The sequence below is a fragment of the Micromonospora sp. NPDC049559 genome (genome assembly GCF_040676675.1).
Taxonomy (GTDB): domain Bacteria; phylum Actinomycetota; class Actinomycetes; order Mycobacteriales; family Micromonosporaceae; genus JBFAPK01.
Genome location: NZ_JBFAPK010000010.1, coordinates 160650 through 180857, shown reverse-complemented (window position 1 = coordinate 180857; position 20208 = coordinate 160650). Strand labels below are relative to the sequence as shown.

Below are 20208 nucleotides of genomic sequence, written 5' to 3'. Positions count from 1 at the left end.
TTTATACCCCCACTGGGGTTACACATCCAGGGCGCGCCTGCTCCACGTTCCCTTCCCGCCGAGCACACCAGGGCATCCGCCCGCTCGTTTCGGCCGGTGCCGGTCCCCGCCTCGCGGTCAGGTCCGCCCCGGCGGGAGTCGGGACGGCGCCGGCGCCTCCAGCGGCCGGCCCCGGGCCTGTCGCGCGTCGGCCAGGGCCATGCCGAGCAGGACGACGGCGGCAGCGGCCAACGCGATCAGCGGCGTACCGAACGACAGCGGCGGCCCCAGGAGCAGCAGCGCGGCGATGACGACAAGCCGGCGTACGGCGAGCCGGTCGAAGACCACCCGCTCCAGCCCGATCCGGCCGACCAGGAACACCACCGGCCCGCCGAGGATCACGACGAGCCAGGACGGGCGTACCGGTTCGGTCGAGTGTTTCAGCACGAGCTCGTACCCGATCGCCACGAAGACGGCGCCGAGGACCATCAGCAGGTGGACCCGGCCAACCGACCGGCCGGCACTGGCCCGGTCCCCCGCCGTGCTCACCGCCTCGGGGAGCACCTGGCCGGATCGGTAGAAGTAGATACGCCACAGCAACACGCTGGTGAGGAACCCCACCAACAGCGCCAGGGTCGTGGCGAGGGTTACCGGCACGGCCGCGTACGTCGTTCCCAGCGACAGCACGGTCTCCCCGAGCGCGATCAGCAGGAGCTGCTGGTACCGGTCGGCGAGGTGGTGGGGTTTGCCGAGGGCCCAGGCGCTCACCAACTGCCGGCCGAGACCGGGCACCGGCCAGCTGAAGCGCGCCGCCACGAGCTCGATCGCGATGGCCAGCCCCCACAGCGCGACCCGGGCATGTCCCGTGACCGTGACGCCGGCCAGCCACGGTACGCCCGACACGGAGAACCAGATCGCCGAGCGCAGATAGAGCGCTCGCAACCGGGCGTTACGCAGCAGCGTGATCAGGAGTACGGGGCGGCCGACCTGCAAGAGCACGTAGGTCAACGCGAACGCGATCCCCCGCCCGACGAACGCGTACGGCAGGGTCGACGCCATCATCACCAGCCCGAGGGCGCTGACCAGCACCATCACCTGGATGAGCGGCCGGCGCGGATCGAAATGGCTGGTGATGTGGGCGGTGGTGGTCCACAGCCACAGCATCGGCAGGGCCAGCACCGGGACGTAGAGCAGCGCCGTCCAGCGGTGGGTCACCGAGGCCGAGGAGAGGTCCGGCTGTACCCGCGAGACGACGCCCAGCAGAGCGAAGACCAGCACCAGGTCGAAGAACAACTCCAGGAAGTTCGCGTAGCGGGTGCTCCCCGCGCTTCCCAGCGTCCCCGCCCCGTCCCCGCCGACCGGTTCATGATCCGGCTGCCCGCGCTCGGTCACGACCGGCGGCCAGCCGCGTCCTCGGTCACCGCCTCATTCTTCCGCCCGCCACGATCGGCTACCGGAAAACCCGCAACCCGGCACCGCCGCGGCCAGGCCAGGGCCGGGGTTCATCGGGCCACGCCCTGATGCGGGTGTCTGGCCGCAGATAGGGTATCGATCATGACGCACTGGGAGCTCCGACCGGCCTCGGCGGCGGACGTCGACGCGGTGGCCGAGCTGCGGGCCACGGTGCTGCGGGCGGATCTGGAGCGGCTCGGACGCTACGACGAGCAGCGGGTGCGGCAGCGCCTGCGGGAGCGGTTCGCGCCCGCGCACACCTGGGTGATCGAGGTGGGCGGCGAGTTCGCCGGCTGCGTGGCGCTGCGGCCGGCCGAGGACGCCCACTGGCTGGAGCACTTCTACCTGGCGCCACACGTGCAGGGCGCCGGCATCGGTACCGCCGTGCTGCGCGAACTGCTGGAGCGGTGCGACCGGGACGGCGTCCCGGTGCGGCTGAACGTGTTGCGGGGCAGCCCGGCCCGGCGGCTGTACGAGCGGCACGGCTTCACGTTGGAGAACGAGGATCCGGTGGACGTGTTCATGGTGCGCGGGCCGGCGGGGCGGCGCCGGCCCGAGCAGACTCGGGTCTGCCCGGCCGTTACTTGCCGGACCACGACCAGAGGGGTTGGAGTTCCATGACGTAGTACTGCTCCAGGTACCCCGCGGACGCGGCGTGCCCGGTTGCCTCGACCCAGTCGAAGTTGCACCTGGCCCAGGTGCCGTAGCCGTGGTTGTTCCGGCAGAAGCGGGTGAGGATACCCTCGTCGGAGCCGACGTAGCCGATCGCGGCGTAACCGTCGGACCTGCCGTCCCGGACGTAGACGTAGTCGCCGTAGTAGTCGACGCAGATCTGCGTGGATGCGTAAGCGGTGTTGGCGCCCATGCACTGGCCCTGCGGGAGTCCGACCTCCACGCCGGTCTGGCAGGCCACGTTGTCGTACTCGCAGCTCTTGTAGAAGGTCTCTTCGGCGAAGGCCGCGGACGGCACGGCGAGCACGGCCACCATGGCGGCCGCGAGTAGGACCGCGCCACGCGTGAAGGTCCGGTTCAGCCTGTGACGCAGTCGATTGGTGAGGGTCTTCAAGTACGGCATCCATTCTGGACAGATCATCGCGCTCTGCGATCACCGCACTATACGCATCTGCGCAACATGGTATTAACCGGATGTTCAAAGGCGTCTGAAAATCGCTCGCCGGCTCCGCGCCGAAGCGCCTCCCGCCGTGGACACGACTCAGATGGCGTTGATCCGCATCCGGCGGGCCAGGTCGGCCACGGACGCCGGTGGCCTGCCCCGGCTGCGGCGGACGATCTCGGCGACGAGTTGGTGCGCGTCCGGCCGGTGCCGGATCTCGGCGGGGGCCAGCCGCTCGCCGGCCAGCAGCATCCGGCCCGCGTTCTCCGCGTCGCCGTACTGACCGTAGCCGCGCGCCACGTCGAGCAGGTGCTGAGCCCGGCGCTCCGGCAGCAGGGCGGCGAACCGCAGCGGGTCGATGGCGTCGTGCACCTCGACCGCCCGGCCGCCCTCGCCGAGTTCCACCTCGGCCGCCGCGCGGTGCAGTTCCACGTTGGTCGGCCCGAAGCTCGTCCAGTAGCGGTTCTCGTCGGCACCGAGCAGCGCCGCGCTCCGCTCCGCCTCCCGCAGCAGGTCGGCGACGGTCGCGTTGTCGCCGAGCCGGGCGGCGGCCATCGCGGCCTGCAACAGCAGTGCACCGTGCACCGAGAGCCGGTCCGGGTCGGCGTCGGCCACCGCCGGGGCGAGCCGGTTCGCGAAGGTCAGGTGCAGTTCCAGCGCCGTACGCGGACGGCCGAGCGCGAGCAGCGCGTTACCGGTGCGGCACGCCGCCACCCCGGCCAGCAGCGGATCGCCGCAGCGGGCCGCCACCGCCATCGCGCGGTCCGCGGCCAGCCACGCCGAGTCGTACGCCCCGAGCTTGCGCAGCGTCGACGACGCCACCTGGTAGACCTGCGCCAGCAGGTGGGCGACTGCCGGGCCGTCGTCGTCCGACGATCCGTGGTACGCGTCGGCCGCCTGCGCCTCGGCGAGCAGCTTCGGCAGCAGTCGGGTGAGCGTGTCGTAGCCGCCGTGCTGGAACGTCAGCCAGGCATGGTCGACCGCCTGGCGCAGCCGCGACGGCGACGGCGACTCGTCGGGCGGGCCGGCCGCCGGGGCGTACCGCTCCAGGACCGCGCGGAGGGCCTCCAGGTCGAGCCGACCGGCGTGCCGGCCCCCGGCGGCGGCCGGGTCGGCCTCGCCGTCGAGCAGTTGCCCGACGTCGATGCGGAGCACGGCGGCGATCTCCTGGAGCACCGAGAACCGGTCCAGCGCCCGCGCCCCGCGCTCGATCTTCTCGACCCAGCTCTTCGACTTGCCGAGCCGGTCGGCGAACGACTGCTGAGTCAGGTTCCGGCGGCTGCGCCAATAGGCGACCCGACGGCCGACCGGAAGGTCCTTCGACGGGTTTCCCTCGACCATTCAAAACCCTCCGTCAGTAATACGACGGTCCGACTCTTTGGGCCCTGGATGGGTCGCCCTCCGCCCCTTTCGAAGGGCGACCCGTACGGTTCCGCCCGTCCTTTCGGTGCCGTGCCACATCCGAGCGGTTCCGCTAGTGACACTGTGGTGGCCGAGGCACTACTGTCGATAGACGTTTCATCCGTACGCGCAGGTCAGCGCCGTGGATGAGCACGCCCTGACGGCGCGCCCGAACAATCCGAGCAGAGATTGGGGAATCGATGGGGATCGCAACCGAGTACATTCTGGAGGAACTTCGCCTGGCCCGCGCGTCGCGCGGGATGAGTCAGGAGGAATTCGGAAAGACGATCAACTATTCGGGGTCTCATGTCAGCTCGGTGGAGACCGGCGGGCGGCCACCGACCGAGCCATACATGATCGCAATTGACGACGCGTTCGGCACCGGCGGAACCTACAAGCGCATGCTGGAACGCCTCGCCCACCTGGACGCCACCCCGGTGTGGCTCCGCGAGTGGATCGAGTTCGAGCGTATGGCCACGCTGCTGCGTTGGTACGAGCCCGCCTTCGTGCCAGGGCTGCTGCAGACCGAGGCATACGCGCGCGCAACGTTGATCGGCGTGCGTCTCACGCCGGAGGAAGTCGACCAACGGGTTGCCAGTCGGCTTGGTCGCCAGGCGCTGCTGGCGGCTACCACCCCACCGCAACTCGTCTTCGTAATCGACGAGATGGTGCTCCGTCGCCCCATCGCAGGACAACCCGGCGTGCTCGCCGAACAGCTCGAACACCTGGCTAAGTGCGCCGAGCTTCCGCATGTGCAGGTACTCGTGGTCCCCGCAGAGGTAGGCGTCTACCCCGGGTTGCAGGGAGGCTTCATCCTCGCCACGCAGCCCGACAGCTCCCTGGCAGCGCACCTCGATCATCAGATTCGAGCGCAAATCATCGATCAGCCGGCAGAGCTTGCTAGCCTTCAAAGCACATGGGAGACCATCAGGGGCGAAGCGCTTCCCAAGCGGCAGTCACTTGATCTGATAAAGGAAGTGGCGAAGACATGGACATGACCGGCGCGAAATGGCGGAAGTCGTCCTATTCCGGCTCCAACGGCGGGTCGTGCGTAGAGGTGGCCGACAACCTGGCCGGCGTCGTGCTCGTACGCGACACCAAGGACCGCGACGGCGCCACCCTCGCCGTCAGCCCCGCCACCTGGCAGTCCTTCGTCAACCTCGCGAAGACCCTCGGCCCTACCGCCTGACCGACTCCCCCATCGACGGCCCGCCCGCCCCGGCGGGCCGCCCGATCCTCGCGACCACTGAGTTCTGTTCATCCTGAACGTGCGGGTCACGGGGAGTGGCGTGGACGGGTGACGCCGTGCTCGTGCTGGTCGTCGCGGTCTGACCGGCATGCCAGGTCTTCACGTGCGCGAAGGCGTACTCACACACCGCCCGTTCTGCCGCGATCAGCTAGTTGACCAGCTTCTTCGCGGATGGGAGCTTGTCGCCCTTCGGCTTGTTGTCCGCCGCGGCAATGTCGTTCGCGGGCCGATCGCCCTTCCACACCGCAAGGCCATAGGAGATGGCGGAAATTCCCGCCGACGTCACGGCGCTGACCAGCACCGACTTGCCGCGACCGGCCGGCGGCGGGCGGCTGCCGTCACCAGCTATGAGCGGACTGCGGCATGAGCGGACGCGGTCAGTGGCCGTCCGGCAGGTGTGGCGCGCTTCGGCCGCGTACATGCCATGCAGCACGGGCAGGTCGGTCGTTGTCGAAGGCGTGATCATGCCCAACAGCCTGGCCGACGACGGCGGTCGGCCGCCCTTCGACCCCTTCCTCCGCCGGTTGGCGGCCTGATCGGCCTTGATCGGGATCGTGGCCGAGATACCGCGCCGGCGCAGGTACTCGCGGATCGCGCGACAGCTGTACGCCTTGTCCGCCAGGACCCGGTCAGGTCGGGTACGAGGCCGACCACCCTGCAGGCGCGGTACCCGGATACCGGCAAGGACCGGGCGAACTGCGGGCTGTCACCACGGTGCCCCGCGATCAGCAGCATGGCCAAGGGCTTACGTCCCTGCTCACAGCCCAGGTGCAGCTTCGTGGTCCAGCCGCCACGCGAACGCCCCAACGCGTGATCATCCGGTTCGACCCGCACCCCACCCGGAGACTCCTTCTGCGACCGCCCCCGGGCGCGGGCACCAGCCGCGTGCTGGTGAGCCCGGCGTTCGCTACAGGGCGAACACCTGCGCCGCCCGACGGCGAAGATCGGCGTCGGTAAGGAAGTCGATCGCCGTCATCGCAAGCGCTTTCGCGCCGTCGATGACCGCCTTGTCGCCCTCGGGCGAAACGGCGGCTGCGGTGAATTCGCGGGTGTGGAGCATGACGTGCGGCGGGGCGCACGCGATCGTTCCGTGTAGGACCGGAACCCGGTGGCTGATGTTCGACATGTCCGTTCCCGCGACGGGGTATTGGTCGTAGGGGGTGAATACCCGGCCGAGCATGGTGGCGTTGCGCTCATATGCGTCGGCGACGGGTTCGTTGATGCGCATATCGAGGTAGTCGGGTTCCGTCCAGGTCACATGCAGCTCACACCCGGCCGCGTCCGCGGCACCGCGTAGACAGGCCTCCGCCCGCCCCTTGAGGACCTTCAGGTCGCCCGTGGTCGCAGCTCGGATGAAGTACTTCGCGGTCGCCTTCTCTGGCACGACGTTCGGTGCCGCGCCCCCTTCAGTCAGCACGCCGGTGATGCGCTCGGAGCCCTTGAGGTGCTGCCGTAGCTGGGCCAGGGCTTGATAGGCGAGAACCAGTGCGTCAAGGGCGCTTCGGGCCGCCTGCGGCGCCAGTGCCGCATGAGCGGCACGGCCGATGAAGGTGACTTCGAATTCAGCTAGACACTGGGTGCGCACCGCCTTGAGGTTCACGTTGGCGGGGTGAAGCATCATCGCCGCATCGACCCGATCGAAGGCGCCGGCACCGGCGAGTAGCTCCTTGCCGCATCCCCGCTCCTCGCCCGGCGTGCCCAGGTACCTGACGGATCCGGGCAGACGGTCACCGAGGCGATGCAGGGCCAACGCCGCGCCCAGGCCGATGGTCGCGATGATGTTGTGGCCGCATCCATGGCCGATGTCGGGCAGCGCGTCGTACTCGGAGACGAGCGCAACCCTCGGCCCAGTCGACGAGCCGAAGTCCGCGGCGAAGGCGGTGGGGAGTTCGAAGGCCGGCGTTCGCACAGTGAGCCCGGCTTCCGTGGCGGCCCGCACCAGCCGCGAACAGGCGTCGAACTCCTCGAACGCGAGTTCCGGCGTGGCGTGGATGCGGTGGCTGAGGTCCAAAAGCGTGGTCGCCAGGTCGTCGACGGTCTCGCTGATCCGCTGTTTGAGCTCCTCGCTACCGTCCTGCGGCGCGGCGTTCATGCCCGCTCCCTTGGCGCGCGCAGGAAGTCGAGGACGATCGAGGCGGTCTCGTCGGGACGCTCATAGTGCGGGAGGTGTCCCACGCCGTCGAGTAGCCGGACGTCGGCGCGCGAGAACACCGAGCGAACCACATCCTCCCCCGGCATCGGGGTGACCGGGTCCTCCCGTCCCCAGATCACCTGGACGGGCACGTCGCCGGTGTTGACGAAGCGGTAGAGATACTCGGCCCCGTGCACCGGTACGTTCCGGAGCGCGGAGATCAGGCTCCGTTTGAAGCCTTGGTATCGCAGCTCAGGCAGGAACCGCGCGCGGATCCGGGCGACTACGCGCTGGTCACGCGAATACCCAGGGATCCGTGACTTGAGCGCCCGGTCCCCGGTGAGTTGGAAGAACGGTTCGCCGATACCAGGCAGGAGCGACAGGCGCAGTCCGAGGTTGAGCGGGGTGGCGAAGCCGTCGGGGGAGACCAGACACAGGCGGGAGACCAGCTCGGGGTGGTGCACGGTGAACTGCGCGGCTATCGGACCGCCGAATGCGAGCGCGACGAGGGTCACCGGGCGGTCGACGCCGAGCGCTTCCAGCAGGTCGATGATCTGCCCCTCGAACAGGGTCTGGTTGTACTCGATGTCGGGGCGGTCGCTGAACCCTATGCCGTAGCGGTCGTAGCGGATGGTGCGGTAGCCGGCGCGGGCTAGCCGTTCGAACAGGCCGTCCCAGACCCACAGGGACAGGGATGCTCCGGGGATGAACAAGATGGGTTCCCCATTGTCCGGGCCGTCGACCACGACGTGCGTCATGCCGTGGCTGAGGCGGACGAACGAGCCGGGCGCCTCCTGCCGGGCCTGGGTGTCCATGGGGGTTGACTCACTGCGGAGGCGGCGCAGGAGCAGCGGCAGAGCGATGGCTCCGCCTGCCAGGGCGAGTCCGGTACGGAGTTTCATCGAGTGTGGTCCTCCAGGTCGGAGAGCGGTAGGCTAATGACCGCGGGTCAGTCCACTGACCGGCGGTCAGTCTGGTCCAATGACCGGCGGTCAGTCAACTCCGGATCGAGGATCGGCATGAGCGGGGCGCCCAGCGCCACAAGGAAACGTGTGATCAAGCCAGCCGAGGAGCGCCAGGCTGACCTGTTGGATGCGGCGCTGGCGGTCTACGCCGAACGCGGTATCGCCGACGCCACAGTGAGTGAGATCACCAACCGCGCGAACGTCGCGAAAGGCACGTTCTACCTGTACTTCGAATCGAAGGACCACGTCGTGGCCGTCCTGTGGGAGCGGTACGTGACCGGCTTCCTCGAACTCGCCGGGGCCACGATCGGGAACCGGACCCCCCAGGGTGACTGGGGCAACATCCTCGCCTCGCTCATGGAGAGGCTCATCGACCATGCGCTGGCGCACGCGGATCTGCACCGCATCGTTTACGGATCCGCCGACGCCAAAGCGCTCGCCCTCTGCTCGGAAACCAACCAACAAGTCATCGCCCTAATCACGGAGGCGATTCAACGCGGCATGACCGCCGGAGTCCTCCGTGCCGGCAACGCCGAGATCCTCGCGCGCATCATCTACCACGGCACTCACGGCATGCTGCACGAAACGATCTCCGGCATTGCGGCACACGACCGCGACGACGTGGTTGCGACGGTCCGGGACATCGTTGACCGAGTACTGGTGTCCTGAGTCCGTAGTTTCCTGTTAGTTCCGGTTTCGTTGATGGTCGCGGGCCGATCGTGGCAGAAGCGGACGCCGGCCAGGCAAATCCACGAAGATGGCTGCGTGAAGGCGATCTACCCAGACAACGGCGATGGCGAGCGGGCTCGCTCGGAGGCCGTGCCCGGCCTGCGCTCCGAAACCGAAGGTGCGGCCGACGTCACGTCGCTCACGCTTGAAGTCGATGGAGAAATGTTCGCCCTTCGCCCAAACGAGTTCGGCGGTACCGACTACACGTGGCTTAGCGGGCCGAACCCGGGCTACGGATTCGGCGTGAGTCCGACCCCGAACCTGTCGCTCGACGAGCACATGGAGAACATCCGGGACTTCCTGGCCATCGTTGACCCCACCACGGGATACATCGAAGACGACTGAGCAGTAGAGCAGTTTGACGTTGCAGTCCACCATGCGCGCACATCGGCAGAAGGTGTGGCGCAGCATGCGTGGGTGCATCCTCGGCATCCGGATCCCGGCGTGGGCGGCCAGGTGCTTGAGCCGGCGGGGACAGACCGCCAAGCGGCATGAGCGGGCGCTTCGCCACGCCGATCACTGTTGGCCGCGGCTACGAGGGGAACCGCCTCCAGTGCCCCTCGGAAACGACCTCGACGGTGCCGTCGGTCACCTTGATGGCCGTCTGGTCGTCGATTGCGTACGCCGGACCGGCGATCTCGGCTGCCCATCTCTCGGCACCAGCCATGGTGTTGTCCGGCTCGAGACCTAGGTGCGGGAAGATCGAGAAGTCGACGACCCCCAGTGTGCGGTCGTCGGGCGCGGACTGCCACTCGACGAAGTCCGTACCGATCCTGGGGGTCAGCACCATGCTCCCAGCACTCAACCCCACCCAGACAGTGTCCCGCAGCGACGGCAGGAGATCCGCCAGCCCGGACTGCTGCATCCAGTGGCACAGGTACGTCGCATCGCCGCCGGCCACGAGCATGACGTCAGCCTCCCGGACCCAGGGGACCCACCGCTCCTCGCCGATGCTGGGCAGCGCTGTCAGCTCGAGGACGCCCAGCGACTTCCAGCCCAGGTCGCACATGGGTAGCGGCGTCTGACCGGTGATGAAGCGCCAGGCCGAGGCTGGCCCGCCCATGGGGTGGGCCGCCGTAGGGATGCAGAGGGCACTGGAGTCGGCGATAGGCTTGCCCAGCAGGTCGACCAGCGCATCGCGGATGCTCGGGTTCTGGACGCCCGCGGACGTGAGAAGAAGTTTCACGCTTGCCTCCTGTGCGTAGCGGTCATGACGCTCTCCCCGAGAGTTGGAAGATCGGGTGCATGGGAGTGCAGACTGGACACCATAGCGAAACTCATCGCCGTGGCGACCCCTCAAGCCCCCCGCACGCTCATCGGCGGAAGCGGATGGGTCGGTCAGCTCGACGCCGCGTCGCCGGTTACGGAAGGTAACGACGGCCGCCGGCCCTTCCGGTAATCTCGCTGAGTCCGCGTTTGCCGCTGAACGCGGTCGCTACCCGTACCCGGTCAGCGGGGGTGAGCCGGCCCCGCCGTCGCGGTCGAGCGGGGCGAGGCCGGCCCGGCGGGGCCCGTCGTCGTTACGGCCGCGGCCCCAGGTCGAGCTGGTACTCGATCGTCTGGTGCGTCGGCGTGTAGCCGAGCGCGTCGTTCACCGCCCGCATGTGCCGGTTCTCGTCAGCGGTGTCGGTGAGCAGCCCACCGAGCTCCGGATGGCGCTCGCGCGCCTGCCGGATCGCCTCGGCCTTCATCCACCGGCCGAGGCCGTGTCCCCGGTGTTCGGGCAGCACACCGGTGCCGTAGTGCCGACCGTCGCCGGTTCCGTCGCCGGGGACGACCAGCTCGCTGAAGCCGACGATCGAGCCGTCGGACTCGTCGACAGCCACCACGGTGTGCAGCAGATCACCGCGCTCGGCGACGGCCCGCGCCGCCGCCCGTACGCGGTCGACGTCCCAGGTCACTGTGCCGTAGTCCACCTCGCCCATCGGCATGTCGTCCATCGCCCGGCGCGACGCCGCGAACGTCTCGGCCAGCTCGTCGGGGACGACGCCGGCCCAGGTCGCCAGGCGGTAGCCCGGATGCCGTCGTCCGGCAAGCTCCGCGATCCTGGCAAGGTCCGCGTCGGCGAGGGCGAGCCGGGCGTACGTCAGGGTCAGCGCCTTGCGAAAACCGCGAGCGGCCAGAAACCCGTCGCCGGGCGACCCGGCCTCGGCCTGGGCGAGGACGGCCCGGCGCCCTTCCGCGCGGGCCGCCTGCACGGCCGCGTCGAGCAGTCGTGATCCGGTGCCGGTACGGCGTTCGGCCGGGTGGACGTGGAGTTCCAGCTCGGCCAGGTGGTCCTGTCCCGGCCTCGTGAACAGCCGGAGGAAGGCCGAGCCGACCGGGTTCCCGGCGGAGTCGGAGGCCAGCCAGGCCAGACGGCGACTGGACGGACGGTGCTCGGGGTCAGTCAGTGGGGTGACGCGAATCGACAAGGTGGGGCTCCATCGGAGGTCGGAGGGGATGAGAACCAAGATCCGAGAGCTCCACACTCGTGCGCATCTGCCGCACACCTCCTCCTGCTCCGCTGGCCCGTCGGACGCCTCTCCGCTGGCCGGCCGGACGGTGTCCGGCCGGCCGGACGCTAGCCAACCCGGCCCGCCGGACGCAACCGAGAATCAGTAGCCCGGCGGACCGCCCCGCTGGGCTACCAGCCTCGCCTCAGCGACGCCCCCTGACGTGGCCCTCGTCGATCATTCGGTGCGACTGATTTCGTCTCGCGGGTTCGCCGACCTCGCCGCGACGAGCGCGACGACCAGGGCGACCCCCGAGCCGAGGATCATGAGTACCGACGGAGACGTCGCGTCGATCACCACGCCGCCGAGGACCGCGCCAAGTGCGATGGTGGCCTGAAACGACGCTGTGAACAGCACGGACGCGGCCTCGCTCGCGCCTGCGGCCGCGAACCAGGACTGCGAACAGATCGGCACCGCCCCGTAGGCGAGGCCCCACACGGCGAGCAGGATCACCGCGCCGATCGTCTCGGTGCCGAACACGGGCAACAGCGCGGTGGCCGAGGCCAGGCCGACGGCGCTGGCGATCAGGGTGGCCCGCAGTCGCAGCCGCACGGTCGTGCCGGCGACGAAGTTGCCCACGACGCCGGCAATGCCGTAGACCAGCAGAAATGGGGTGACCGAATCAATCCCGGCGACCTGCTGGAGGAACGGGGTCACGTAGGTGTAGGTGCCGAAGTGCGCGGTGACGACGAGGACGGTCAGGACCATCGCGGTGCGGCTGGTGCGACCCCGCGCCAGGTCCACCAACGCGGCGAGCCTGACCGGCAGCTCGGCCGGCAGCGGCGGCAGTACCGCGGCCAACGCCACCAGCACGATCACGCTGAGCACACCGAGCACGGCGAACGCGGTACGCCAGCCACCGTACTGGGCGATGAAGGTCCCGGCGGGAACCCCGAAGACCGATCCCAACGGTACGGCCGAAAAGATCAAACTGGTTGCCACACCGACCCGTTCGGGCCGCACCAGCCGTGCCGCGAGGCCCGCGGCGATCGACCAGAAGCCGCCGATCACGACGCCGACGAGCGCTCGGGACGCCACCACGACGGGATAGGACGTCGCGGTGGCAGCCAGGAAGTTGGCCATGGCCAGCAGCAGCATCAGGCCGCACAGCAGTGCCTTCCGGTTGAGCCGGCCGACGGCGATCGCGACCACGGGAGCCGACACGGCCGCCAGCAAGCCCGGCATGGTCATCGTCAGACCAGCCGTGCCGTCGGATACGCCAAACGTGTGCCCGATCGAGGTCAACAGGCCGATCGGCAGGATCTCGGCGGTGACGATGGCGAAGATGCCCATCGCCACCCAGAGCACGGCCAACCAGCCGAGAAGCGGTGACCTGCCGGCGGCACGATGCGCGGTGGCGGTCGAGGGTGAAGTCAAGGTCGGCATCCACCAAGCCAACAATGATTGACGCGAGATTGCTGGCGGCTTCCAGCCGCGACCATTTCCTGACGGGGTGCCCGCCCGCACCTGGTCCGGTCCGAGGCCGGCACGCCCGCCGGACTGGCCGGTGGGTTCCTCACCCCCGGTAGCGGGCCGGAAAGTAAGTCGTGCTTTTCTCTCGACAACATCGATGAGGTGATCACAACGAATTCGATGTGGAAAGAAAAGAGCGACTTACTTCCGTCAGGGTCACCCTGCGTGTCCGCGGAGAGCGGGTGACAGGACACGGCCTATGGTGGCGCCCGGCCGGTCAGGCTGTTGTGCACGAGTTCGGTGCGATACCCGGCGGGCTCCCCGGTCATTCCCGTCAGGCCGGGTGAGCGTCAATGGACGCGGCGCCGGCGGGCTGGGGCCAGGCGGCCCGGACCCTTTCCAGGTCCACGGCTGAGCCTGGCCCCACCACTCCCACCAGCGCGTACCCGCCATCGAGCGGGTCGCGGCCATCGGACGCCGAGTGTCGGCTCAGCAGACCGCGGGCGGGATGCTCTGCTCGTACTGGAAGATGTTGTGCGGGTCGTACTTCGCCTTGATTTTGCGTAGCCGGTCGAAGTTGTCGCCCCAGTAGGCGGTCTCCCACTCCTGCATCCCGATGTTCGGCACGTTGACGTAGGCGCCGTCCACGTACGGGCGCAGCGCCTGGCTGAACTCGGCGATCCAGGCCTGCGCGACCGGAGTGAGGGCGTCGCCGCTGTTCGGCTCGCCGCGAGTGCCCCAACCGGCCCCGGGCTCGGAGTAGAAGAGCACGTCGCGGTGCGGGAACGCCGAGCCGCCGCGCGGTTCCCTCGTCTGGGCCCCCGTACCGAACGCCTGGGTGAAGAAGTTGCTCTCCTCCGTGGGGGCGTCCTCCATGAATCCCCGGATCACGCTCACCGCCTGCTTCGGGAAGGGCTCCCGGGCGAACTGCGAGAAGAACTTCCAGTTCGCCGGATCGTCCTCCGGCGGTACCTGGAACCCGGCGTAGATCTCGCCCCAGCCACCGGTCTGCACCGTGACCTCCGGCGTACCGACCGACAGGACCGGCCCCAGCAGTTCCCTTATCGCCGCCTCCGTCCCCTCGGCGAGCACCCCGAAGAGCAGGATCTGCGACTTGTGGACCTCAAGCTGGGTGCCGAGGCGGTTGTCGGCGAACGGCGCGGTCCGCTGCCACGAATCGAAGACCCCGTACAGGTCGCCGAGGCCGTCCCAGGTCGCCTGCAGGTAGGCGACCTGGTTCAGCGGAGCGACCTTGTAGGTGAGCGACGTGACGATCCCGAAGTTGCCGTTTCCCGCTCCGCGAAGTGCCCAGAGCAGGTCGGGGTAGTGCTTCAGGTCCACCTCGACGGCCTTGGCGCCGTTGGCACCCGACGCCAGGACGACCTCCGCCCCGACCAGGCTGTCACAGGCCATGCCGAGGTACCGGGTGAGGAAGCCGAAGCCGCCGCCGAGGGTTGCGCCGGACAGGCCGACACTTCCCTCCGTACCGGTCGTCGCGGCCAGGTCGTGCTCGGCGAGCGCGGTAACCGCCTCCAACTGGTTGAGCCCCGCGCCGACCCTCGCGATGCGGTTGGCGGTGTCGATGTCCGTCGACTTCAACTCGCTGACATCGATCACGATGCCGTTGTCCACATTCGACCAGCCCTCCAGGCTGTGCCGGCCGCTGCGTACCCGGAGCGCGACGTTGTTCTGCCGCGCCCACGTGAGGGCGTTGACCACATCCTGGGTCTCCTGGGCGAAGACGATGACCAGCGGGTAGTGGGTGAACAGTTCGTCCCAGCCGAGGCTCGCGGTCGGGTAGTCGGGGTCCCCGGGACGGACGATGCGGCCGGTCAGCTCGGCCGGTGGACTTTCCGCGCCGAGTGGCGCTCCGGAGCCGTCGGTGGCCCCGGCGCCTTGGGCACCTGGGGCACCTTGGGCACCTTGGGCGCCCGCGGCGATGATGCCCGGGACGGCGACGGCCCCGGCCCCGACGGCGGTCGCCTTGAGCAGTTCGCGACGAGAAATGTCATGCATGGTCGTAGCCTCTCGATCCGGTTACGCCAGCATTCGACTAAGGGAATTCGATCTCCCACCTGGCGCGCGAACCCAACGTAATATCCGAGGCCAGGTCGGATATCGGGAAACCCGGGCCGGAACCCGGTCGGGTGATCCGGACCCGTGGCGGGCGGAAACAGCCGGACCCGGGCGACCAACTCGGCCGCCGCCGGGGCGACGTCGTAGGCGCGGTCTAGGGTCTGCGCATGGTCGTCCACCGCCTGACCAAGACCGAGGCCCGCCGAATCGCGATCCACGCGCAGTTGCTGGACGCCCCGCGCCCCACCGACCTGGTCGCCGTCGTCGAGCGCCTCACGCTGCTACAGATCGACCCCACCGCGGCCGTCGCCCCGAGCGCCGACCTCGTCCTGTGGAGCCGGCTCGGCTCGACCTACGACCCCGCCGCTCTGGTCAAGGCGGTCGAGATCGATCGCAGCCTGGTCGAGACCGTCGCCTACATCCGGTACCCCGGGGACCTGCCGGCCGTGATCGCCGAGGTCTCGGCCCAGATGCACCCGGTCACGCGCGCCTGGCTGGAGAAGAACGAGCCCTTCCGTCGCGACGTCCTGGCGTTGCTGACGGAGAAGGGCCCGCTGCTCTCCCGCGACATCCCCGACACGAGCGTCGAGCCCTGGCCCTCGTCGGGCTGGACCAACAACCGCAACGTCACGAGGATGCTCGAATCCCTGGCGCGGCTCGGGGTGATCGCGATCTCCGGCCGCAAGGGGCGGCAGCGCTACTGGGACCTGCCCGAGCGGGTCTACCCCGCCGACCTGCCGACCCTCGACGTCGAGGCCGCGGTCCGCCTCCGCGACGAACGCCGGCTCGCCGCGCTCGGCATCGCCCGGTCCGCCGGCACCCAGCTGCCGGGTGAATCGGCGTACGTCGGGAACGCCGGCGAGGAGGCCGTCGTCGAGGGCACGCCGGGGACCTGGCGGGTCCACCCGGCGTACGTGGGCCTGCCGTTCGAGGGGCGCACCGCGCTGCTCTCGCCGTTCGACCGGCTGATCCACGACCGCGTCCGCACCGAGCAGCTCTTCGGCTTCGAATACCTCCTGGAGATGTACAAGCCGAAGGAGAAGCGCCGGTGGGGCTACTTCGCCCTCCCCGTGCTGCACGGTGACCAGCTCGTCGGCAAGCTCGACGCGACCGCCGACCGGAAGGCCGGCACCCTGGTCGTCAACGCCGTCCACGAGGACGTCCGCTTCACCCCGGCCATGGGCGCCGCCGTACGGGCCGAGATCGAGGACCTCGCCACCTGGCTCGGCCTTGCGGTCGCCGGCACGGCGTGACATCTCCGGCGCACCGGTCAGTCCAGCACCTCCACGGTGTCACCGACGCTGACCGTACGACCGTCGGGGGAAGGTACGCCGGGGTCGGCCCGTACCGTCAGCTGGAGGCCGAAGAGCAGCTTCCGGCCGATGTTCCGCCGGACGGCGAGCGTCCGCAGCGGCTCCCGCCCCCGGCCCCCGGTCTCCTGGTCGATCGTCGAGACCAGGCAGCGGCCGCACTCGGCGGCGCCGTGGAACACGGCCCCGCCGATCCTGATCCGCCGGCCGACCCACCCGCCCTCGGCCCAGGGCGCGGCACCGCTGATCACCAGGTTGGGGCGGAACTGGGCCATCGGCAGCGGCCCCTCGGTGCTGCCCGACTCCAGCAGCCAGTGGTTGAAGGCGTCCAGCGAGGCGGTGTTGGCCAGCAGCAGCGGGGTACCGTCGGCGAAGCTCACCTCGGCGCCGGTGCCCGCCGCCACCGTCCAGGGAACGAGGTTGCCGGCCGGGTCGCCGAGCCAGACCAGCCGGGCGGGGCGCCCCAACAGCCGCCTGAGCCAGTCGTCCGCCTCGGGGCCGGCGGCGCGTACCCGGGAGGGCGGTCGGCTCCGGAACACCCGGACCTGGATCGCCTCGCCGCCGGTCGGTTCGGCCAGGTCGAGCGGGGCCAGGCCGGGCGCCTCCAGGGTCAGCCCGCCCGGCCGGGACACCGCCCGCATCGTCACCAGTTCCCGGTGCTGGCGCTGGGTCAGGCCGACCCCGTCCTCGTTCACGATCAGCCAGCGTCGGTCGCCGTCCAGGCCCCACGGCTCGACCCGGGCCGTGTCGCGGTCCATCCGGTGGCACCCCTTCACCGGGTACGTGTGAATCGAGGCGACTCGCATCCGGTCAGGATGACACGACGGGGCGTGACGCGGGTACCCTCGCTCCGGCGGCCGAGCCGTCCACTCAGGACACCGACTTCGCCTTCTTGGCGCCGCCCCACAGCGAACCCGGGTTCGCCCGGCGCGGATACCGGTCGAGCATCGCGGCGTACAGCTCCTCCGCCGTCGTGGTGCGGGCGTCGAGGTCGTTGAAATCGCGCAGGTAGGCCGCGGTTTCGGCGAGGATGGCCGGGTCGTCGGCCCGGTCGGGGTTCTTGTGCCCGGCGACCACGGCGACCGGGTCCAGCTCGCGCAGCCGGTCGGCGGTGGCCGCCCAGTGAGCCCGCGTCTCGGTGCTGCTTTCGGCCATGTACTGATGGGTGTCGTTGTAGGCGACGTCGCCGGCGACCAGCAGCCGCAGGTCGGGCACCCACATCACCGCGGACCCGGCCGTGTCGGTGAAGCCCGCACCGATGGCCTCCAGCCGGTGTCCCTCCAGCTCGATGACGTCGTCGTCCAGCGTCTCGGGAACCGGCCGCTCCTGCGGGATCTGGCCGGGGAACAGCTTCTCCCAGAACGAGCCGACCGCTTCCGGCCCGACCTGGGCCACGGAGCCGGCGACGGTCTCCTTCGTCGCCACCGCGCGTACGCCCGGGAAGGCGTCGACGACCTGGCCGATCCCGAAGAGGTGGTCGCCGTGCGGGTGCGTGACGAAGACGTGCGTCAACCTGCGCCCGAACGACCGCACCCAGTCGACCAGGGCCTTGTTCTGCTCGACCGTGGCGTATGTGTCGACGAGCACGGCGTCGCGCTCGCCGTACACGAGGGTGGCCGTGTTGGCGACCCAGAGCAGGTCCTCGGGCCCGTACGGCAGGTCCCGGGTGAGACCCGGCCGACGCACGTGATGAACGGCGTACTCCATGCTCTTCCTCCCGCTCCGCCTGTTCGGGCTCAGTACCTGACCGTGCTGGAGCCGAGCCGGGGCGACACCATTGTCGTCCGGCCGTCGACCGTCGCGCCCGCGAACGCCAATGAGGGGGCCAGAATCCGGTTGTTCTCGGCGGGGAAGTTGAGCGCCGGCGTCGACACCTCGTCGAGGCGGGCCGTCTGCTCGTCCGACAACCGCACGTCGACCGCGTCCAGGTTCGCCTTCAGCTGGTCGAGGCGCCGCGCCCCGATCAGCACCGACGACACGCCCGGTCGGGCGCCGACCCAGGCCAGCGCCGCCGCGGCCGGGCTCACCCCGGCCTCGGCCGCTACCTCGTGCAGCACGTCGATCACCGGCCAGTCGCGCTCGCCGGGCCCGCCGACAAGACCGCCCCGCGCGGTGTCGACGTCGCCGCCGCCGCTGCCGCGCACGAACTTCCCGGAGAGCCAGCCGCTCTTCAACGGGCTCCACGGCAGTACGCCGAGGCCGTGCTCGGCCGCCATCGGGATGAGTTCGCCCTCGCCCGTGCGCTCCAGCAGCGAGTACTCGATCTGCATACCGATCGCCGGCGTCCAGCCGCGGAAGTGCGCGACGACCTGCGCCTCGGCCGCCTTCCAGGCGGGCAGGTCGGACAGGCCCACGTACCTGACCTTGCCGGCGGTGATCAGGTCGTCGAGCGCGCGCAGGGTCTCCTCGATCGGCACCCCCCGGTCCCAGTTGTGCAGCCAGTACAGGTCCAGGTAGTCGGTGCCCAGCCGGCGCAGGGACTCCTCGGCCTGGGCGACGACGGCCTTGCGTCCCGCGCCGCCGCCGTTCGGGTCGCCGGGGAACAGGTTGCCGAAGAACTTCGAGCCCAGCACGATCCGGTCGCGCAGGCCCGGCCGGGCGGCCAGGTAATCGCCGATGATCTTCTCGGAGTGGCCGTTGGTGTAGATGTTGGCCGTGTCGATGGAGTTGCCGCCCCGCTCCAGGTACTCCGTGATCATGGCCTCGGACTCCGCGACCGGGGCACCCCAGCCGTGATCCTCGCCGAAGGTCATCGCGCCGAGCGTGTACGGGCTGATGCGCAGGCCGGAGCGGCCCAGCGTGACGAAATTGTCGAGTGGCATGCCCCGAGTCCACACCCGCAGGCCTCGGACCGAGTAGATCAATACCGCCACCGCGTTGCCTGATCCTGCCAAAGTGGCAGACTTGGTCAGGTGAGCGCGCTGCCGGAGATCCGCGACCTGGTGCTGCGGCACGCCGGGCGCCCCACCCCGGGCGGCCTCGTCCTGCACCGCGGCGACTCCCCCACCGAGCCCATGCCGTCCCAGTCCGCGCCGGTTTTCGCCCTGGTCCTGCAGGGTGCGAAGCGGGCCACGCTGGGAACGCGCCTGTTCGCGTACGGGGCCGGACAGTTCCTCGTCGCGTCGATGGAGCTGCCGGTGATCGCCCACGTCAGCGAGGCCTCGCCCGACGAGCCGTACCTCGTCCTGGGCCTCACGCTGCGACCGCCCCTGATCGCCGAGTTGCTGCTGGACGCGCCGCCGCAGGCCCGTGGTGGGCCGGCGCCCGGCATCGCGGTCAGCACGGCCGACGACGACCTGCTCGACGCGGTGGTACGCCTGGTGCGGCTGCTCGACCGCCCGGACGACCAGCGGGTGCTCTGGGCAGCCATGGAGCGCGAGGTCGTCTGGCGGCTGCTGACCGGCGAGCAGGGCGGCACGGTCCGGCAGGTGGGGCTCGGCGACAGCAACATCGTGCAGATCGAACGGGCGATCCGGTGGATCCGCGAGCACCACGCCGACCTGTTCCGCGTCGAGGACGCGGCGCGCGTCGCCGGGATGAGCCTGACCTCGTTCCACCGCCACTTCCGCGCCGTCACGACGATGACGCCGATCCAGTTCCAGAAACTCGTCCGGCTCCAGGAGGCGAGGGCCCGACTGATCACCGCGCCCGGGGACGTGGCGGCCGTCGGATTCGCCGTCGGTTACGAGAGCGCGTCGCAGTTCAGCCGCGAGTACCGGCGGCTGTTCGGCCTGCCGCCGGGCCGGGACGCGGCCCGGCTCAGCGAGCGGTCGGCGGCGGAGGCGGAGGTCACGTCCTCGTCCACTGTCTGACGACGCTGGTATGGGGCGGAACGCCGAGATCGAGGAGATGATCCTGCGCCCGGACGAGCCCGCGTAGACCGCGCCGCGCCCC

At 69.9% G+C, this 20208-nt stretch carries 20 protein-coding genes and 1 pseudogene; 7 read left to right on the top strand and 14 right to left on the bottom strand.

What is annotated here, in order from left to right; all coding sequences use genetic code 11:
• Positions 1-117: 117 nt before the first annotated feature.
• Complete coding sequence (locus AB0J86_RS14615; protein ID WP_363857103.1) at positions 118-1371, bottom strand: low temperature requirement protein A; 1254 nt, start codon at positions 1369-1371, stop codon at positions 118-120.
• Positions 1372-1533: 162 nt separating this feature from the next.
• On the opposite strand from AB0J86_RS14615, the gene AB0J86_RS14610 reads away from it, so the two are divergent.
• Positions 1534-2052, top strand: coding sequence for a GNAT family N-acetyltransferase (locus AB0J86_RS14610; protein WP_363857101.1), 519 nt, complete (start codon positions 1534-1536; stop codon positions 2050-2052).
• Here the strand turns inward: AB0J86_RS14610 and AB0J86_RS14605 are convergent.
• Together AB0J86_RS14605 and AB0J86_RS14600 are read right to left on the bottom strand one after the other, a co-directional pair.
• Positions 2012-2506 carry a hypothetical protein gene (locus tag AB0J86_RS14605; RefSeq protein ID WP_363857099.1) on the bottom strand — a complete coding sequence of 165 codons (495 nt, stop codon included), beginning with the start codon at positions 2504-2506 and terminating at the stop codon, positions 2012-2014. The two genes, AB0J86_RS14610 and AB0J86_RS14605, sit on opposite strands and share 41 nt — an antisense overlap.
• A 138-nt stretch (positions 2507-2644) precedes the next feature.
• The gene (locus tag AB0J86_RS14600) at positions 2645-3886 is read right to left on the bottom strand and encodes a helix-turn-helix domain-containing protein (RefSeq protein WP_363857097.1); all 1242 of its coding nucleotides are present in this window, start codon (positions 3884-3886) and stop codon (positions 2645-2647) included.
• Between the two features lie 260 nt (positions 3887-4146).
• Here AB0J86_RS14600 and AB0J86_RS14595 point away from each other — a divergent pair, with 260 nt between their 5' ends.
• Together AB0J86_RS14595 and AB0J86_RS14590 are read left to right on the top strand one after the other, a co-directional pair.
• Positions 4147-4944, top strand: coding sequence for a helix-turn-helix transcriptional regulator (locus AB0J86_RS14595; RefSeq protein ID WP_363857096.1), 798 nt, complete (start codon positions 4147-4149; stop codon positions 4942-4944).
• A complete protein-coding gene (locus AB0J86_RS14590; RefSeq protein ID WP_363857094.1) occupies positions 4935-5135 on the top strand; it encodes a DUF397 domain-containing protein in 201 nt (66 codons plus the stop codon). The genes AB0J86_RS14595 and AB0J86_RS14590 overlap by 10 nt, the downstream gene beginning before the upstream one ends.
• A gap of 208 nt (positions 5136-5343) precedes the next feature.
• On the opposite strand, the gene AB0J86_RS14585 is transcribed toward AB0J86_RS14590, so the two are convergent.
• From AB0J86_RS14585 to AB0J86_RS14570, 4 genes and pseudogenes are all read right to left on the bottom strand, one after another.
• The gene (locus AB0J86_RS14585) at positions 5344-5661 is read right to left on the bottom strand and encodes a hypothetical protein (protein ID WP_363857151.1); all 318 of its coding nucleotides are present in this window, start codon (positions 5659-5661) and stop codon (positions 5344-5346) included.
• A 27-nt stretch (positions 5662-5688) separates the two neighbouring features.
• Positions 5689-6002, bottom strand: a pseudogene (locus tag AB0J86_RS14580) (transposase); the annotation flags it as partial.
• Positions 6003-6102: 100 nt separating this feature from the next.
• Entirely contained in the window at positions 6103-7287 is a 1185-nt protein-coding gene (locus tag AB0J86_RS14575; RefSeq protein ID WP_363857092.1) for an amidohydrolase, read from the bottom strand.
• Positions 7284-8228, bottom strand: a complete 945-nt coding sequence (locus AB0J86_RS14570) for an alpha/beta hydrolase (protein ID WP_363857090.1) — start codon at positions 8226-8228, stop codon at positions 7284-7286. The genes AB0J86_RS14575 and AB0J86_RS14570 overlap by 4 nt, the downstream gene beginning before the upstream one ends.
• Positions 8229-8378: 150 nt before the next feature.
• Between AB0J86_RS14570 and AB0J86_RS14565 the strand changes: the two genes are divergently transcribed.
• Together AB0J86_RS14565 and AB0J86_RS14560 are read left to right on the top strand one after the other, a co-directional pair.
• Entirely contained in the window at positions 8379-8960 is a 582-nt protein-coding gene (locus AB0J86_RS14565) for a TetR/AcrR family transcriptional regulator (RefSeq protein WP_363857088.1), read from the top strand.
• A 96-nt stretch (positions 8961-9056) separates the two neighbouring features.
• The gene (locus AB0J86_RS14560) at positions 9057-9365 is read left to right on the top strand and encodes a hypothetical protein (protein WP_363857086.1); all 309 of its coding nucleotides are present in this window, start codon (positions 9057-9059) and stop codon (positions 9363-9365) included.
• Positions 9366-9552: 187 nt separating this feature from the next.
• On the opposite strand, the gene AB0J86_RS14555 is transcribed toward AB0J86_RS14560, so the two are convergent.
• From AB0J86_RS14555 to AB0J86_RS14540, 4 genes are all read right to left on the bottom strand, one after another.
• A complete protein-coding gene (locus AB0J86_RS14555) occupies positions 9553-10206 on the bottom strand; it encodes a Type 1 glutamine amidotransferase-like domain-containing protein (RefSeq protein ID WP_363857085.1) in 654 nt (217 codons plus the stop codon).
• A 334-nt stretch (positions 10207-10540) separates the two neighbouring features.
• Positions 10541-11434, bottom strand: a complete 894-nt coding sequence (locus tag AB0J86_RS14550; RefSeq protein ID WP_363857084.1) for a GNAT family N-acetyltransferase — start codon at positions 11432-11434, stop codon at positions 10541-10543.
• Positions 11435-11692: 258 nt separating this feature from the next.
• Positions 11693-12901, bottom strand: a complete 1209-nt coding sequence (locus tag AB0J86_RS14545; RefSeq protein ID WP_363857082.1) for an MFS transporter — start codon at positions 12899-12901, stop codon at positions 11693-11695.
• Between the two features lie 516 nt (positions 12902-13417).
• A complete protein-coding gene (locus AB0J86_RS14540; RefSeq protein ID WP_363857080.1) occupies positions 13418-14944 on the bottom strand; it encodes an FAD-binding oxidoreductase in 1527 nt (508 codons plus the stop codon).
• A gap of 227 nt (positions 14945-15171) precedes the next feature.
• Here AB0J86_RS14540 and AB0J86_RS14535 point away from each other — a divergent pair, with 227 nt between their 5' ends.
• Entirely contained in the window at positions 15172-16257 is a 1086-nt protein-coding gene (locus AB0J86_RS14535) for a crosslink repair DNA glycosylase YcaQ family protein (RefSeq protein ID WP_363857078.1), read from the top strand.
• Positions 16258-16274: 17 nt separating this feature from the next.
• Here the strand turns inward: AB0J86_RS14535 and AB0J86_RS14530 are convergent, their stop codons facing one another.
• The 3 genes from AB0J86_RS14530 to AB0J86_RS14520 all read right to left on the bottom strand — a co-directional run bounded on the left by AB0J86_RS14530 (position 16275) and on the right by AB0J86_RS14520 (position 19136).
• Complete coding sequence (locus tag AB0J86_RS14530) at positions 16275-17120, bottom strand: MOSC N-terminal beta barrel domain-containing protein (protein ID WP_363857076.1); 846 nt, start codon at positions 17118-17120, stop codon at positions 16275-16277.
• Between the two features lie 64 nt (positions 17121-17184).
• Positions 17185-18021, bottom strand: a complete 837-nt coding sequence (locus AB0J86_RS14525) for an MBL fold metallo-hydrolase (protein ID WP_363857074.1) — start codon at positions 18019-18021, stop codon at positions 17185-17187.
• A 29-nt stretch (positions 18022-18050) separates the two neighbouring features.
• Entirely contained in the window at positions 18051-19136 is a 1086-nt protein-coding gene (locus tag AB0J86_RS14520; RefSeq protein ID WP_363857072.1) for an aldo/keto reductase, read from the bottom strand.
• A 90-nt stretch (positions 19137-19226) separates the two neighbouring features.
• Here AB0J86_RS14520 and AB0J86_RS14515 point away from each other — a divergent pair, with 90 nt between their 5' ends.
• The gene (locus AB0J86_RS14515; RefSeq protein WP_363857070.1) at positions 19227-20126 is read left to right on the top strand and encodes an AraC family transcriptional regulator; all 900 of its coding nucleotides are present in this window, start codon (positions 19227-19229) and stop codon (positions 20124-20126) included.
• The last annotated feature ends 82 nt before the right edge of the window (positions 20127-20208 follow it).